Source organism: Pseudomonas sp. GW821-FHT07G10, from assembly GCF_059418545.1.
Map to the genome: position 1 here is coordinate 1 of NZ_JBWKQB010000006.1, position 15660 is coordinate 15660.

At 57.5% G+C, this 15660-nt stretch carries 17 protein-coding genes, 1 tRNA gene and 1 pseudogene; 1 reads left to right on the plus strand and 18 read right to left on the minus strand.

The window, feature by feature from the left end; genetic code table 11:
• Positions 1-245: 245 nt before the first annotated feature.
• The 18 genes and pseudogenes from nadA to AC07O1_RS10080 all read right to left on the minus strand — a co-directional run.
• On the minus strand, positions 246-1304 hold the full coding sequence (gene nadA / locus AC07O1_RS09995; RefSeq protein ID WP_494992094.1) for a quinolinate synthase NadA: 1059 nt from the start codon (positions 1302-1304) through the stop codon (positions 246-248).
• Positions 1305-1579: 275 nt separating this feature from the next.
• A tRNA-Lys gene (locus tag AC07O1_RS10000) sits at positions 1580-1655 on the minus strand.
• 63 nt (positions 1656-1718) lie between these two features.
• Positions 1719-2408: a 7-cyano-7-deazaguanine synthase QueC gene (gene queC, locus AC07O1_RS10005; RefSeq protein ID WP_494992093.1), complete on the minus strand. Its 690-nt coding sequence runs from the start codon at positions 2406-2408 to the stop codon at positions 1719-1721.
• 13 nt (positions 2409-2421) lie between these two features.
• Complete coding sequence (gene queE, locus AC07O1_RS10010) at positions 2422-3069, minus strand: 7-carboxy-7-deazaguanine synthase QueE (protein WP_494992092.1); 648 nt, start codon at positions 3067-3069, stop codon at positions 2422-2424.
• A 190-nt stretch (positions 3070-3259) separates the two neighbouring features.
• The gene (gene ybgF / locus AC07O1_RS10015) at positions 3260-4087 is read right to left on the minus strand and encodes a tol-pal system protein YbgF (RefSeq protein WP_495088672.1); all 828 of its coding nucleotides are present in this window, start codon (positions 4085-4087) and stop codon (positions 3260-3262) included.
• A 6-nt stretch (positions 4088-4093) separates the two neighbouring features.
• Complete coding sequence (pal, locus tag AC07O1_RS10020) at positions 4094-4591, minus strand: peptidoglycan-associated lipoprotein Pal (RefSeq protein ID WP_123426662.1); 498 nt, start codon at positions 4589-4591, stop codon at positions 4094-4096.
• A gap of 52 nt (positions 4592-4643) precedes the next feature.
• Positions 4644-5903 (minus strand): Tol-Pal system beta propeller repeat protein TolB, encoded by a 1260-nt coding sequence (tolB, locus tag AC07O1_RS10025; RefSeq protein ID WP_494992152.1) that lies wholly within the window; start codon positions 5901-5903, stop codon positions 4644-4646.
• Positions 5904-5941: 38 nt separating this feature from the next.
• Positions 5942-7039 carry a cell envelope integrity protein TolA gene (gene tolA / locus AC07O1_RS10030; RefSeq protein ID WP_495012947.1) on the minus strand — a complete coding sequence of 366 codons (1098 nt, stop codon included), beginning with the start codon at positions 7037-7039 and terminating at the stop codon, positions 5942-5944.
• A complete protein-coding gene (gene tolR, locus AC07O1_RS10035) occupies positions 7039-7491 on the minus strand; it encodes a protein TolR (RefSeq protein ID WP_494992151.1) in 453 nt (150 codons plus the stop codon). Before tolR ends, tolA begins: the two co-directional genes overlap by 1 nt.
• A gap of 23 nt (positions 7492-7514) precedes the next feature.
• Positions 7515-8210: a protein TolQ gene (gene tolQ, locus AC07O1_RS10040; RefSeq protein ID WP_494992089.1), complete on the minus strand. Its 696-nt coding sequence runs from the start codon at positions 8208-8210 to the stop codon at positions 7515-7517.
• Entirely contained in the window at positions 8200-8667 is a 468-nt protein-coding gene (gene ybgC, locus AC07O1_RS10045) for a tol-pal system-associated acyl-CoA thioesterase (RefSeq protein WP_494992088.1), read from the minus strand. Before ybgC ends, tolQ begins: the two co-directional genes overlap by 11 nt.
• 138 nt (positions 8668-8805) lie before the next feature.
• Positions 8806-9867 (minus strand): Holliday junction branch migration DNA helicase RuvB, encoded by a 1062-nt coding sequence (ruvB, locus tag AC07O1_RS10050; protein WP_494992087.1) that lies wholly within the window; start codon positions 9865-9867, stop codon positions 8806-8808.
• Positions 9868-10476, minus strand: a complete 609-nt coding sequence (gene ruvA, locus AC07O1_RS10055; RefSeq protein WP_495088673.1) for a Holliday junction branch migration protein RuvA — start codon at positions 10474-10476, stop codon at positions 9868-9870.
• Positions 10477-10594: 118 nt separating this feature from the next.
• Positions 10595-11119: a crossover junction endodeoxyribonuclease RuvC gene (ruvC, locus tag AC07O1_RS10060; RefSeq protein ID WP_258699405.1), complete on the minus strand. Its 525-nt coding sequence runs from the start codon at positions 11117-11119 to the stop codon at positions 10595-10597.
• Between the two features lie 179 nt (positions 11120-11298).
• The gene (locus tag AC07O1_RS10065; RefSeq protein ID WP_495088674.1) at positions 11299-12045 is read right to left on the minus strand and encodes a YebC/PmpR family DNA-binding transcriptional regulator; all 747 of its coding nucleotides are present in this window, start codon (positions 12043-12045) and stop codon (positions 11299-11301) included.
• A 114-nt stretch (positions 12046-12159) separates the two neighbouring features.
• A complete protein-coding gene (gene aspS / locus AC07O1_RS10070; RefSeq protein ID WP_494992086.1) occupies positions 12160-13935 on the minus strand; it encodes an aspartate--tRNA ligase in 1776 nt (591 codons plus the stop codon).
• 108 nt (positions 13936-14043) lie between these two features.
• Positions 14044-14265, minus strand: a complete 222-nt coding sequence (locus AC07O1_RS10075; RefSeq protein WP_010457489.1) for an FmdB family zinc ribbon protein — start codon at positions 14263-14265, stop codon at positions 14044-14046.
• Between the two features lie 198 nt (positions 14266-14463).
• A pseudogene (locus tag AC07O1_RS10080) lies at positions 14464-14580 on the minus strand (DNA starvation/stationary phase protection protein); the annotation flags it as partial.
• A gap of 383 nt (positions 14581-14963) precedes the next feature.
• On the opposite strand from AC07O1_RS10080, the gene AC07O1_RS10085 reads away from it, so the two are divergent.
• The gene (locus AC07O1_RS10085; RefSeq protein WP_495088675.1) at positions 14964-15566 is read left to right on the plus strand and encodes a cold-shock protein; all 603 of its coding nucleotides are present in this window, start codon (positions 14964-14966) and stop codon (positions 15564-15566) included.
• Positions 15567-15660: the final 94 nt, after the last annotated feature.

The window sequence follows — 15660 nt, forward strand, 5'->3', positions numbered from 1 at the left end:
CCTTATACATAAATGCAACCGGGTAGCAGTGTTTGAAAAGCGGGTAGCCAGTGTGGGCGAGTCCATACATAAGGGCGGAACCTTAAGTAGCCGTTACCGCAGGAATGGATATGTACACCTTCAAGAGCCAGGCCGGCTGTAAGGCCGCCTTCAGCAAGCCAGTCACACAGTGGATCAGTGTACATCCGCAGAAGCCAGGCCCGCTGTCAGGCCGCCATCGCGAGCAAGCTCGGCTCCTACAGGGATCAGGCATTGCCCGCCAGCTTCATGCGTGCAGCCTGGGTAAAATCGAGCATGCGCTTGAGCGGACGAATGGCCTGGGGAATCAGCGCCGGGTCAACGAAGATCTCGTTGGCCCCCTCTCGCAGGGCCTGTAGCGTGCGCTCAAGGGTATTCATCGCCATCCACGGGCAATGCGCGCAACTGCGGCATGTCGCACCGTTACCGGCCGTTGGCGCCTCGATGAAGACCTTATCGGGGCACAGCTGCTGCATTTTGTAGAAAATGCCGCGGTCGGTGGCCACGATAAACGTCTTGTTCGGCAGTTTTTGCGCAGCTGCAATGAGCTGACTGGTAGAACCCACTGCATCGGCCAGTTCGATGACCGAAGTCGGCGACTCGGGATGAACCAGAATCGCCGCATCCGGATACAGCGCCTTCATGTCTTCGAGCTGCTTGGACTTGAACTCTTCGTGAACGATGCAGGCACCGTCCCAGAGCAACATGTCGGCACCGGTTTGGCGCTGGATATAAGTGCCCAGATGCTTGTCCGGGCCCCAAATGATCGTCTCACCGTTATCCATCAGGCTCTCGACGATTTCCAGTGCACAGCTGGAGGTCACGACCCAGTCAGCGCGGGCTTTGACGGCCGCTGAAGTGTTGGCATACACCACCACCGTGCGCTCAGGGTGCTGATCACAAAACGCCGAGAACTCGTCCACCGGGCAACCCAGGTCCAGCGAGCAGGTCGCTTCCAGGGTCGGCATCAGCACACGCTTTTCCGGATTGAGGATTTTCGCGGTCTCGCCCATGAATTTCACTCCGGCGACCACCACAGTCTTGGCCGGATGGGCGTTGCCGAAGCGGGCCATCTCCAACGAGTCGGACACACAGCCGCCGGTTTCTTCGGCCAGAGCCTGAATGACCGGATCGCAATAGAAGTGGGCAACCAGTACAGCGTCCTGAGCCTTGAGCTCAGCAGCGATGGCAGCACGGTAATAGGCTTCCTCTTCGGCGCTTAGCGGTTTGGGCTGTTTGGCGTCGAGGTGGGCTTGAACCAGAAGGCGTTCGGAAATTTGCGTCATGTTCGCAAGACCTGCAAGCGCTAGTGCGCGAAAGTCGAGTATACCACCGGCTCTGGACCGTTCAGGGTACCGCCGGGAGAGTGGGTCCATCAGGCATGGACAGTATTGCAGCTGCGCAAGGCTACAGAATATCCGCTGGATTCAAAAGATGATTCTGACCTGCGTAAAACAGTGAAGCGCCCTGATTGGACAGCGATAAAATCCAGGGCAAAAAAAAATCTGGAAATCCTCACTTTCGTGGGCCTTCCAGATTTTCAAACATCTACATCTAAAAATGGTGGGTCGTGTGGGATTCGAACCTACGACCAATTGGTTAAAAGCCAACTGCTCTACCAACTGAGCTAACGACCCGCTGTGTGGTGGCGCGTATAATACTGATTTTTAACGGGAATTCAACACCCTAAATGAAATAAATCAAAAATAACGTGTTGGGTCGCTGATTCCCGCCGCAGAGAAGCCTTCAGCACGCAGACGGCAACTGTCACATTTCCCACATGCGCGACCGTTATCATCCGCCTGATAGCAGGACACCGTCAGCCCGTAGTCGACGCCAAGTCGTACACCTGCCTTGACGATATCGGCCTTGCTCAAGTTCTGCAGCGGTGCCTGGATACGGAAGCCCTGCCCTTCTACCCCGGCCTTTGTCGCCAGGTTAGCCATACGCTCGAATGCCTCGATGAACTCTGGACGACAATCCGGGTAACCGGAATAGTCCACCGCATTGACGCCTATAAAGATGTCCCGCGCGCCGAGCACTTCCGCCCAGCCAAGAGCGAGCGAGAGGAACACGGTATTGCGCGCCGGCACGTAAGTCACCGGAATGCCTTCGCTTGGCGCTTGCGGCACATCGATAGAGCTGTCGGTCAGAGCCGAGCCACCAATGCCGTTCAGATTCAGACCGATCACCTTATGCTCGACGACGCCAAGATCCCGGGCGACCCGAGCAGCGGCATCCAGCTCGGCCCGATGACGCTGACCGTAGTCGAAGCTCATGGTGTAGCAGCTGTAACCGTCGGCGCGTGCCATGGCCACGACAGTTGCCGAGTCAAGGCCGCCAGACAGCAGAATTACCGCACGCTTCTCATTAGATAGCTGTTGATTCATTTGCTCAGTCATTTCAGCGCCCCGGCTCGTCATTCCAAAGATATTTATGCAGCTGCAGTTGCAGGCGCACTGGCAGGTTGTCCGCAACAACCCAGTCAGCCAGGTCGCGAGCATTCAAGTCATGATGGCTGGGCGAGAACAATACTTCGCCGGCACGCCGATCCAGACCGTACTGAATCAGTTTGGACACTGCCCAGTCGTAGTCTTCACGAGAACAGATGACAAATTTGACCTGATCGTTTGGCGTCAGCAGCTCGATGTTTTCATAGCGGTTACGCTGAGCCTCTTTGGAGCCAGGTGTTTTCAAGTCGACAACCCGACTGACCCGCAGATCGACCGCAGAAATATCCAGAGCGCCACTGGTTTCCAGCGACACCTGGTATCCGGCATCACACAGCTGCTTGAGCAAAGGAATGGCATTGGGTTGCGCCAACGGCTCACCGCCGGTCACACAGACATAGCGCGGGCGGTAGCCGGCAACCTGTTCGAGGATGCTGTCCAGGGACATGATCGAGCCACCGCTGAAAGCGTAGGCGCTGTCGCAGTACTGACAACGCAATGGGCAACCGGTCAGACGCACAAATACTGTGGGCAGCCCGGCAGTCCGCGTTTCACCCTGCAACGAGTAAAAGACTTCGGTGATTCTCAATGTGTCTTGCATAGTCGCCACGGGCGTAACAGCTAAACAGGCTGTCCGCCTCCGTCAGGCACTTCAAGGAACCCCGCAACCGCGCGAATCCCAAGAAGCGTGTTTCATAAAAAGGGTATGAATTCTAACGAAAAAACCCGCGATGGGCGCGGGTTTCTTCAAAACGGCGTAACTATTTCTACACGTTCTACAAGCTACACGCTTACATACGTTGCAGGTCACGCTGGGCCAGCTGAGCGGCGGAAGTGCCCGGATACTGGCTCACAACCTGCTGCAGAATGCCTTTGACCTTATCGGTGTGACCCAGTCGGCGCTCTACATCAGCAAGCTTGTACAGAGAATCCGGCACTTTGGCATGCTTGGGGTACAGCTGGCTAACCTTGGCAAAAGCCTGACCGGCACCTTGCAGGTCGCCCTTGGCCAGGTTCACTTCACCCAACCAGTATTGAGCGTTGCCCGCATACTGGCTGTTCGGGTATTTGCGCAGGAATGCGGCGAAGGCTTGGCTGGCCTTGTCGAAATCCTTGGCCTTGATCAGGTCGAAGGCTGCATCGTAATACAGCTTTTCCTTCGCCGGATCGCCCGGTTCGCTACTTGCCGCAGGAGCCTGAGTGGCAGGCGCTGCAGCTGCACCGGCGGCATTGACATCGCCACCAGCAGAAGAATTATCAGGAGCCGCGGCAGGTGCGCCGCCGGTTCCAATACGCCGATCAAGATCCTGGTATCGCTCCAGGTTTTCCTGCTTCATGCGCGCAATATCATTTTGCAGAACTTCAATCACACCTTGTTGCCGGGCGATTTGCTCCTGCATTTGTTGCAGTTGGTTGAACAGCTCACCCTGTGCCGAGACAGGAGCCGAAACCCCTCCCCCGGCATAGGCGCCGTTCGTACCGTAACCCGCAGGCGGATAACTGCTCCCGCTATTGTTATAACCGGAGTTGTTGTCATCGACCACAGGAACCGCAGCCCACACCGCAAGCGGCATGAGGCTGAGAGCCAAAACAGTTACAGCACGACGGCACGTTCGCATGACGAATTACTTACGCAGTTCGACGCGACGGTTTTGAGCCCAGGACTGCTCGTCGTTGCCGGTAGCAACTGGACGCTCTTCGCCGTAGGAAACCAGTTCCAGCTGAGCTGGGGAAACACCTTGCAGTACCAGGTAGCGCTGAACGGCTTTCGCACGACGCTCGCCCAGTGCCATGTTGTACTCACGAGTACCACGTTCGTCGGTGTTGCCTTCCAGAACAACGCGAGCGCCGTTTGCTTTCAGGTCTTTGGCGTGAACGTCCAGAGCGCGCATGGCTTCTGGCTTCAGGTCCGAGCTGTCGTATTCGAAGTAGAAGGTAGTGATTGCGCGCAGAGCAGCTTCTTCGCTCAGGGAGCCATCCACAGCACCAGTGTTAGCGCCGTAACCAGCGTTTGGATCAACAGCGCCTGCACCGGCGTTGTCGCCGCCTTTGGACGAGCAACCTACAGCTACAGCCATGGCCAGAGCCAGCGCAGCAAACTTACCAAACTTCAGCATTTCCATCGTGAAACTCCTAATGAACCCCAATGTGTTAAGTACAACGTGTAGCGCCGCGTCAGTTCAGGTAAGGGGACCAGGAAGGTTCTCTGACTTCGCCTTGAGCGGTAGGAAGCGGGAGCCTTACGCGTCCATTAATGGACACGAGCATCAAGACTCCCCGGCCCTGCTGGCGGGTGGCGTAGATTACCATGGTGCCGTTGGGCGCGACAGTAGGCGACTCGTCCAGAGTGCTATCAGTTAGGATTTTTACGCTACCGCGTTGCAAATCCTGAGCCGCCACCTTGAAATTGGTGAAGCCATCCTGACGGTGAATCATGACAAGCGTCTTCTCGTCTGCTGACAATTTCGGGTTGGCGTTGTAGTTACCGATAAAGGTCACACGCTCCGCACCGCCGCCACCTGCGCTGGTTTTGTAGATCTGCGGCTTGCCGCCACGGTCCGACGTGAAGTAGATGGTTGAACCATCCTTACCCCAGAACGGCTCGGTATTAATGCCTGGACCACTGGTGACGCGAGTGATCTGACGCGACCCCAGATTCATTACATAAACATCCGGGTTACCGTCTTTGGACAGTACAAAAGCCAGTCTCGTGCCATCCGGCGACCAGGCTGGCGCGCCATTGAGGCCTTCAAAATTGGTGATCTGCTCGCGGCGACCGGTATCGATGTGCTGAACGAAGATGCGCGGGCGCTTCTGTTCGAACGACACGTAGGCAATACGCTTGCCATCAGGTGCGAAACGCGGCGACAGGATTGGCTCGCGCGATTGCAACAAGGTCACTGCGCGCGCGCCGTCATAGTCGGAACGCTGCAAGGTGTAACGCGTGTTGCTCACCGAAAAACGCTCGGCAGTCACGTACAGCATGCGCGTCGAGAAAGCACCTTTGATGCCGGTAAGCTTCTCGAACGACTGGTCAGCAATGTAGTGAGACATGTCGCGCAGTTGATCGACGCTGCCTGACACGCTGCCGGTCAGCACTTGCTGCTCGGTGGCGACGTTGAACAGTGCGTACTGCACCTGCAGGCGACCGCCGGCAGGAACAATGCTACCGACCATGATGTACTGGGCACCAAGAGCCTTCCAGTCACGATAAATGACTTCGCTGGCCTGAGTCGGCAGACCGATCATGTTCTGCTTCGGTATTGGCGAGTAATAACCCGAGTTGCGCAGGTCATTACCGATGATTTCCGCCATGTCGTCCGGCAGCACGCTGCCGCCCTGCCAGCCGAATGGCACTACTGCAATCGGCGTGGCCCGGTCACTGCCACTGGTGACCAGAATGTTTTTTTCATCCGCTGCCGCTATCCCTGCCATGCAGCAAATAACGACAAGCAATCCTCGAAGAAGGTTTCTCACAAGGCTAGATCCTCAGGTGTGAATGTCATCTTGAATGAACGATAGGGAGCGAAATCGCTCGGTTTCATTCCCTGCATTTCTGTCAAACGACCAATGTTCTTGACCGCCGCTACAGCAGAACTGTCGAACGGACCATCACCACTGGACCTGGCCACAGTCACCGAAGTCACCGTGCCGTCCGGCAACATGCCAATCTGCAGTACTACCGTCATGTTCTTGCGTGCCGAAGGAGGTCGTGCCCAACCTTCCGCTGCCCGAGCACGAATCAGATCGTCGAAACTGCCGGCGACTTCATCGCCCCGCTCATCGGCCAGGGCTTGTTGACGCTGTGGTTTGTCGGAAAGCAAATCAGCCAGGGCCTGAGCCTTTTTCTCTTCGGTCGATTTACGCGCCGCGTCAGTTGCCTTTTTCTTGGCAGCATCGGCAGTAGCTTTCTTCTTCGCATCCTCGGCGATTTTCTTCTTCGCCTCGTCCGCTTCAGCTTTCTTCTTGGCGTCGTCCGCGGCTTTCTTCTTCGCGTCTTCGACAATTTTTTTCTTGGCTTCCTCAGCGACCTTTTTCTTGGCCTCTTCTTCAGCCTCTTTCTTGGCTTCCTCTTCAGCCTTCTTCTTGGCTATATCAGCCAATTGTTTCTCTTCAACCTTTTTTGCTTCTGCAGCCTTCTTGGCATCGTCGGCTTTCTTGGCTTGTTCAGCCTTCTTCGCCTCATCCGCCTTCTTGGCTTCATCCGCCTTCTTGGCCTCGTCGGCCTTTTTCGCTTCCTCGGCCTTTTGAGCTGACTCTTCTTTCTTTTGTTCCGCAGCCTTTACCGCTTCCTGCTCAACCTTCTTCTGTTCCATCTGCTCGACTTCGGTCTGACGTGCGGCGGATTTCTTCGCCTCACCCGCAATCTTCTGATTGGTCTGGGTAGTTGCCTGACTTTTCGATTTCAGTTGATACAGGGTCGCCTGGACAATCGGCTTGGCTGGCGGCAAGTCCGGGGTCATGGCGAAACTGACGAACAGCATGCCAAACACCAGAACGTGCAGGGCTAATGCCCAAACGCTAGGCCAGAAGTAGCTTTCCGAGGCGGACGGCTCTCGCTGTTGGTGCATCAGGGCGCCTCGGTAATCAAGCCAACATTACCGACCCCGGCTTTCTGCAGCCCACCCATTGCCCCCATCACGGAGCCGTAATCGACGGTTTTATCGCCGCGGATGAAGACCTGGGTACGCTTGCCACCTTCTGTACCGGCGCGAATGATCTTGGTCACGGCGTCGGTCATCTGCGGCAAGGTCATCGCCTTGTCCTGCTGCTTGTCGGTGTTGACTTCGCTGCCAAGGTTCCAGTAATAGGTCTTGTCAGCCTTGATCGAAATGGTCAGGACCTGAGTGTTGTTGTCTTGCGGCAAGGCTTCGCTGGAAACCTTGGGCAGATCAACTTTCACGCCCTGATTGAGCATCGGTGCGGTCACCATGAAGATGACCAGCAGCACCAGCATCACGTCGATGTAAGGCACTACGTTCATCTCGGCAACCGGCTTGCGCTTTTTGCGAGCTCGAGCGATTAAAGCCATTGGGAATTACCTGCTTATTCTTCGCTGGTGTGCACTTTACGGTGCAGGATCGCCTGGAACTCATCGGCGAAGGTGTAGTAACGGCCGATCAAGGTTTCGCTGCGAGCGGCGAAACGGTTGTAAGCGATTACCGCAGGAATGGCTGCGAACAGACCGATAGCGGTCGCGACCAGCGCTTCGGCGATACCTGGAGCCACAGTGGCCAGGGTCGCTTGCTGGGCAGCCGCCAGACCACGGAAGGAGTTCATGATGCCCCAGACCGTACCGAACAGACCGATGTACGGGCTGACGGAACCCACGGTGGCGAGGAACGGCAGGCTCTGCTCGAGCTTTTCTTCTTCGCGGGAAATGGCCACGCGCATGGCACGCGCCACGCCTTCCATGACCGCTTCCGGATCAACGCCTGGCTGCTGACGCAGACGGGAGAACTCCTTGAAACCGGCACGGAAAATCTGCTCTACGCCTGAGTCCGGGTCCGGGTTGCTACCGGCCTGACGATAGAGTTTCGACAGGTCGATACCCGACCAGAAGCGCTCCTCAAAGCCCTCCAGGGCACGGCGACCGGCGCGCAACAGGTTGCTGCGCTGAAAGATCATGATCCACGAGGTCACCGATGCGGCTACCAGGATCAGCATTACCAACTGCACCACGACGCTGGCATTGCTGACCAGGCTCCACATGGAGGTATGGTCGACGACGTTAGCTTCCACGCTTTATCTCCTGCTCTGAGTGTGTACCCGCGCCGCTCACGTCGGCAAAGGCCGCACGTAGAGCTTCGGGAATGGCCCGGGGTTTCAAACTATGGGTGCGCACACAGGCCACCAAAAACTGCCCTTCGCAGAGCAGTGCATTATCCGTAGCCCGCCTGACTTGCTGTTTAAAGCGCAGGCTGACGCGGTTCAATTCGATTACTTCAGCACTTACCAGAAGCTCGTCATCCAGTCGCGCCGGCGCGTGATAGCGCGCTTCGCTGGAATGCACGACGAACAACAGGTCCTCCCCTGCAAGCTGCGATTGGGCAAAGCCCAGTTCGCGTAGCCGCTCGGTTCGAGCCCGTTCCATAAACTTAAGGTAATTAACGTAATACACGATGCCGCCGGCATCGGTGTCCTCGTAATAAACGCGACAACGATGTGCGAACGACTCCAGCCCGTTTTGCGCGCGCATACTCTAGTGCTTACTCCTCAGGTTGCCAATCCGGCCAGGCAACTGTTTTTCATTTTCGAACGCGTTTTCTTGCAAAATCATCGCGATGCCAGCCTTTGGGACCACGCAATCGGCGAAAAAATCAACGCGAAGGGTTCATTAATCGTCTATGGCATCCAGAAACTCGTCTGCCACGGGCATCTCACCCATGCGCGCAGGAGTGTTCAAACCGAAATGCAGGTACGCATGCCGGGTCACCACTCGCCCACGCGGGGTGCGCATGATGTAGCCCTGCTGGATCAGATATGGCTCAAGCACATCCTCGATGGTATGCCGCTCTTCGCTGATGGCCGCCGCGAGACTGTCCACCCCCACCGGGCCACCATCGAACTTCTCGATCATGGTCAATAACAGGCGTCGGTCCTGATGGTCGAAACCACGCTCATCGACATCCAGCAGGTTCAACGCCAGGTCGGCAATCGGCTTGGTGATGTGCCCCTTGGCCCGCACTTCCGCGAAATCCCGCACCCGGCGCAGCAAACGGTTGGCGATCCGCGGCGTACCGCGGGCCCGGCGAGCGATTTCGAACGCGCCTTCCGGGTCCAGCGGCAAGCCGAGAATCCCGGCCGAGCGACCGACAATAGTGGCCAGATCCGCAGTGCTATAGAACTCCAGACGCTGAACGATACCAAAGCGGTCACGCAACGGGTTGGTCAGCATCCCGGCGCGAGTGGTGGCACCGACCAGGGTGAATGGCGGCAGGTCGAGTTTGATCGAACGCGCCGCCGGCCCTTCGCCGATCATGATGTCGAGCTGGAAGTCTTCCATGGCCGGGTACAACACTTCCTCGACGATGGGCGACAGCCGATGGATCTCATCGATGAACAGCACGTCATGGGGTTCAAGATTGGTCAACAGCGCCGCCAGGTCACCCGGACGCTCAAGTACCGGACCCGAGGTGCTTTTGATCGACACGCCCATTTCCTGGGCGATGATGTTGGCCAGGGTGGTTTTACCCAGACCCGGCGGGCCGAAGATCAGCGTGTGATCGAGCGACTCGTTGCGCCCACGGGCGGCCTGGATAAACAGTTCCATTTGCTCGCGAACGGTCGGTTGGCCGATGTACTCGGCCAGGCTGACGGGACGAATCGCCCGGTCCTGGACTTCTTCGCGGTCACGGGGGCCACCCGTGGCGGCGATCAGACGATCAGCTTCAATCACTTAAATCATTCCCTTCAGGGCTCGGCGAATCATGTCTTCACTGCTCAAACCTTTTTCCTTGATGGCGGAAACTGCCTTGCTGGCTTCCTGTGGTTTGTAGCCCAGGGAGATCAGCGCGGCGACCGCATCGTTTTCGGCGGTGGCAACGGGTACGGGCGCGTCCGGCTGGTTTGGCACCAGCGCGAACATGCTCGGCACGGTTTCCCAGGCTTTGAAACGATCCTTGAGCTCCACCAGCAGACGCTCGGCGGTCTTCTTGCCGACTCCCGGCACTTTGGTCAGCGCTGAAGTGTCCTGCGCTTGCACGCAGCGCACCAATTCATCGACTTCAAGGCTCGACATCAAGGCCAACGCCAGCTTGGGGCCCACGCCATTGAGGCGGATCAGCTCACGGAAAAAATCGCGATCACGCTTGCCAATGAAACCGTAGAGCAATTGGGCGTCTTCGCGCACGACCAAATGGGTGTGCAAGGCGATCGTCTCTCCGACCGACGGCAGTCGATAGAGCGTGGTCATCGGCACTTCCAGCTCATAGCCCAGGCCGTTTACATCCAGAATCAGGTGCGGCGGCTGTTTCTCAGCCAAGGTGCCGCGCAAACGTCCAATCACGTTTCAAATCCTTAAGCGTTGGCCAGATCTGGCTTACGGGTAACAAAGTGAGCGTGATCGCCGACAGGACAGGCGCAAAACGCTCAGCGGACAAAATGAGTGGGCTGATGCTATCAGATCAGAGGCGAAGGCGACCGCCGCGACTGCGAGCCGTGCCCAGACCATGAGGTAACAGACTGGAGCGGGTGTGGGCATGACAAATGGCGATTGCCAGGGCGTCCGAGGCATCGATTTGCGGTTTGCTGGTCAGTTTCAGCATGTGCATGACCATCATCTGCACCTGCTCTTTATTCGCCGAACCGGTCCCGGTTACCGCCTGCTTGACCTGGGTTGCGGTGTATTCGGCGATTTCCAGGCTTTCTTCGGCACCGGCGACAATGGCGGCGCCGCGAGCCTGGCCGAGCTTCAGGGCCGAGTCAGCATTGCGGGCCATAAAGACCTTTTCGATCCCCATGGTGACCGGACCGTAGGTCTGAATGACTTCGCGCACACCGCGATAAACAATTTGCAACCGTTCATGTAACTCGCCGCTGCCGGTACGAATACAGCCCGAGGCCACGTACACGCAGCCACGGCCGGTATCGCGTACCACGCCATAACCGGTAATGCGTGAACCGGGGTCGATACCAAGAATTAAAGTCATAACGCCTGCGGGTTTAGAGAATGAGGCCGACATGGAACAGGCAGCGTCGGCGAAACATAACGGAAGACCGACACTTGACCCGTAGGAGCCTGGCTTGCCAGCGATGGCAATCTGAAGACCGGCGCAAGGCTCAAGGGCCTCATCGCTGGCAAGCCAGGCTCCTGCAGTGACGGGGTCGATCAGCCGAGCTGTTGGGCCACCGATTCCGGGATGTCCGCGTTGGAGTACACGTTCTGCACGTCATCCAGGTCTTCAAGCATATCGATCAGCTTGAGGACTTTTTCGGCACCTTCCAGGTCCAGTTCGGCGCTGGTGGTCGGCAACATCACGATTTCCGCGTCATTACCTTTGAAACCGGCCGTTTCCAAGGCATTACGCACGGAGTAGAAACCGGCGAACGAGGTAAACACGTCAATCGAGCCGTCCTCGTTGGTGACCACGTCATCAGCGTCGGCTTCCATGGCTGCCTCCATGAGCGCATCTTCATCAACGCCTGGCGCAAAGGAAATCTGCCCCTTGCGTTCGAACAGATAAGCCACCGAACCGTCGGTCCCCAGGTTGCCGCCGCATTTGCTGAACGCATGGCGTACAGCCGCTGCGGTACGATTGCGGTTGTCGGTCATGCACTCGACCATCACCGCTACGCCGCCCGGGCCATAGCCTTCGTAGCTCAGCTCGACCATGTCATCGGTGTCGGCAGCGCCGGCACCACGGGCAACCGCGCGATCGATAATGTCACGGCTCATATTCGCGCCAAGGGCCTTGTCCAGCGCCAGACGCAGACGCGGGTTGGAACCCGGGTCACCGCCACCCTGACGGGCCGCGACAGTCAGTTCACGAATCCACTTGGTGAAAATCTTGCCCTTCTTGGCATCCTGACGTTCTTTGCGGTGCTTGATGTTCGCCCACTTGGAATGACCTGCCATAACTCGCTCCGAATTCTCTTTAAAACAATGCCCGCACGCCCATGAAGGCGAGCGGGCAACACAATCTGGATCTGACACAAAGGCGCATCGATCGATACGCCTTTGTGGTCGATCTTACTCAGCCTTAGGCTGTTCGCGCAGACGGATGTGCAGTTCGCGCAATGCCTTGGCATCCACCAGACCCGGTGCCTGAGTCATGACACAGGCAGCACTCTGGGTTTTCGGGAAGGCGATCACTTCACGGATCGACTGGGCGCCAGTCATCAGCATCACCAGACGGTCCAGACCAAAAGCCAGACCACCGTGGGGTGGTGCACCGTATTTCAGGGCGTCGAGCAGGAAGCCGAATTTCTCTTCCTGTTCCGCTTCGCTGATACCCAACAGACGGAATACCGATTGCTGCATTTCCTTGCGGTGGATACGGATCGAACCGCCACCCAGCTCGGTGCCGTTCAGCACCATGTCGTAGGCACGGGACAGCGCGGTCGCCGGGTTGGCTTCGAGCTCTTCTGGCGTGCACTTCGGCGCGGTGAACGGGTGGTGCAATGCGGTGAAGCTGCCGTCGTCGTTCTCTTCGAACATCGGGAAGTCGACGACCCACATCGGTGCCCACTCGCAGGTCAGCAGGTTCAGGTCGTGACCGACCTTGATCCGCAACGCGCCCAGGGCTTCGCTGACGATCTTGGCCTTGTCGGCACCGAAGAACACGATGTCGCCATCAACTGCGCCAACGCGATCGAGGATCACATTGAGGTTGGCTTCAGGGATGTTCTTGACGATTGGCGACTGCAGGCCTTCAACGCCTTTGGCGCGTTCGTTGACCTTGATGTACGCCAGGCCCTTGGCACCGTAGATGCCGACGAATTTGGTGTAGTCGTCGATCTTGCTGCGCGGCATGCTCGCCCCGCCCGGAACGCGCAGAGCGGCGATACGGCTTTTCGGGTCGTTGGCCGGGCCACTGAAGACCTTGAAATCGACTTCCTTGAGCTGGTCGGCAACGTCAACCAGTTCCAGCGGGTTACGCAGGTCCGGCTTGTCGGAACCGTAACGACGCATGGCCTCGTCCCAGGTCATGTGCGGGAACTCACCGAATTCCAGACCCAGCACTTCCTTGAACAGGTTGCGGATCATGCCTTCGGTCAGGCCGATGATGTCGGCTTCGTTGAGGAAGCTGGTTTCGATGTCGATCTGGGTGAATTCCGGCTGACGGTCGGCACGCAGGTCTTCGTCACGGAAGCACTTGGCGATCTGGTAGTAACGATCGAAGCCGGCAACCATCAGCAGTTGCTTGAACAGCTGCGGCGATTGCGGCAAGGCGAAGAAGCTACCTGCGTGAGTACGGCTCGGCACCAGATAGTCACGTGCGCCTTCTGGCGTGGCACGGGTCAGGATCGGCGTCTCGACGTCAAGGAAGCCATTCTCGTCCAGGTAGCGACGGATGCTGGTGGTCATGCGCGAACGCAGACGCAGCTTCTCGGCCATTTCCGGACGACGCAGGTCGATGAAGCGATAACGCAGGCGGGTTTCTTCGCCAACGTCAGAGTATTCGTTGAGCGGGAACGGCGGGGTTTCCGCTTCGTTCAGCACTTCCAGCTCGTAGCCCAGCACTTCGATAGCACCGGAAGCCATGTTGGCGTTGCCGGCACCCGCCGGACGCAGACGCACCTTACCGGTGATTTTGACTACGTACTCACTGCGCACACGGTCGGCGGCGGCGAAGGTTTCGGCGCGATCCGGATCGAACACCACCTGGGCCAGACCTTCACGATCACGAATATCGAGGAAAATCACCCCGCCGTGGTCACGACGACGGTGGACCCATCCGCAAAGGGTAACTTCCTGACCTTCCAGGCTTTCGTTCAGTTGGCCGCAATAATGGCTGCGCATCATGGTAGTGTTTTCACTTCTCGTAATTCGAAATTCGATTGGAGGTCTTGCCGCACCACCGCACTTCAATAAGGTGCCTGATGATGCAAGAGCTCGCGCGTGTCGTTCAACTTAATCAGCTTTGTCGCCGCCGGCCAGATTCTTCTTCGAACCTGTCTTGAAGTCAGTCTCGTACCAGCCGGTACCGCTGAGGCGGAACCCGGGCATGGACAGCATTTTTTTCAGCTCAGGCGCCTGGCAGGCAGGGCAGTCGACCAGCGGCGCCGCGCTGATCTTTTGAATGGCTTCCAGTTGATGACCGCAGGAAGCACATTGATAGTCGTACATGGGCATGGAGTTGTCTCGGCAATCAATTCTACAGCCCGCGCCCGCACGAATAGCCCGGGCTACGCAGCAAAGGGCGCGATTATATCCATTAAATCGAGCCTGTGCAGCCGTATGACTGCACGGGTTGGCGTTCATCCCTATAGAGCTGCTGGCAACGCCTGCTGCTCAAGCTATGCGGCCACCGCGCCAGAGCGCTTGAGACCATCAGCCATGACCCAGCAACGAGCGCAGCATCCACGCGGTCTTTTCATCGACCTGCATACGCTGGGTCAGCAGATCCGCCGTCGGCTCATCACTGGCTTTATCAAGCAACGGGAAGATCCCGGGGCTGGAAAACCAGGAGCCCGAATTCGCTCGGCAAGCGCTGTGACCTCTGAACGCCAGGACAACGACCGATTTCAGCTGCCGGTGAAAAAACTGCGGGCAGCCTGAAAATCCTGATCACCCGTCTAGAACGAGCCTCTACAAGACAAACGGGCGCAACAACTTCCAGGCCGGCGTTCAACGGGCACATTTGGCGGCAGCGCCTGATTTGAGAAGGGCCCGGCTTTGCTGTTAAATAGGGATGTGTCGCTGAAGTCCATTTCTCTGACTGCAGCGCATAGGCTGATGCCGCGTACGTGTCCAGCGCCTCATATTGTTCAGAAGCGAACCGTTCGCAATCAGCTCTTCCTTGTGATCCGTCTTAACGTGAGTTAATCAAAATGTTGAAAATCGTCCATCTGCTAACGGGCGCTGCAGCCCTGCTGCTGTCCTTTATCCCTAGCCTGCGATCCGAAGCCGTACCTTACCTGCAACAACCCGACGCGCTTTATCTGGCGTTTTTCGGCTTGCTCAACCTGACCCTCGCTCCGGTTATTCCTTACTGGAACAAAGGCCCCCGTTATCAACTGCAAAATCTGGTCAGCGCTCTGCTGGTGCTTGCTGTCGTCCTGCAAATCCTTACGCTGCTCGCTCCTCTGCCAGTAATTGGTGGCCAACCGGCCATCCTGGTCAGCCTTCTGACTGCACTGATCGCCGTTCTCCTGCACCTGGCCATCAGTTTCTATACTCCGTCGCCAGCAGCTGCCCCACAAAGTTACGACATGACCAATCGCGATACCGGCACCGTCAAGTGGTTCAACACCTCTAAAGGCTTCGGTTTTATTTCCCGCGACTCCGGTGATGATATTTTCGTGCACTTCCGTGCTATCCGGGGTGAAGGGCATCGCGTCCTGGTCGAAGGCCAGCGCGTGGAGTTCTCCGTCATGAACCGTGATAAAGGCCTTCAAGCTGAAGACGTGATCGCTGCTTTGCCGCGCCGCTGATTTCAGCCCCCCTATCCCTGCAAAAAAAGAAAACCGCGAGCAGCCAGGCTGCTCGCGGCTTTTTTATGGCTGCCTGTTGAGGCATCCAGAGCAA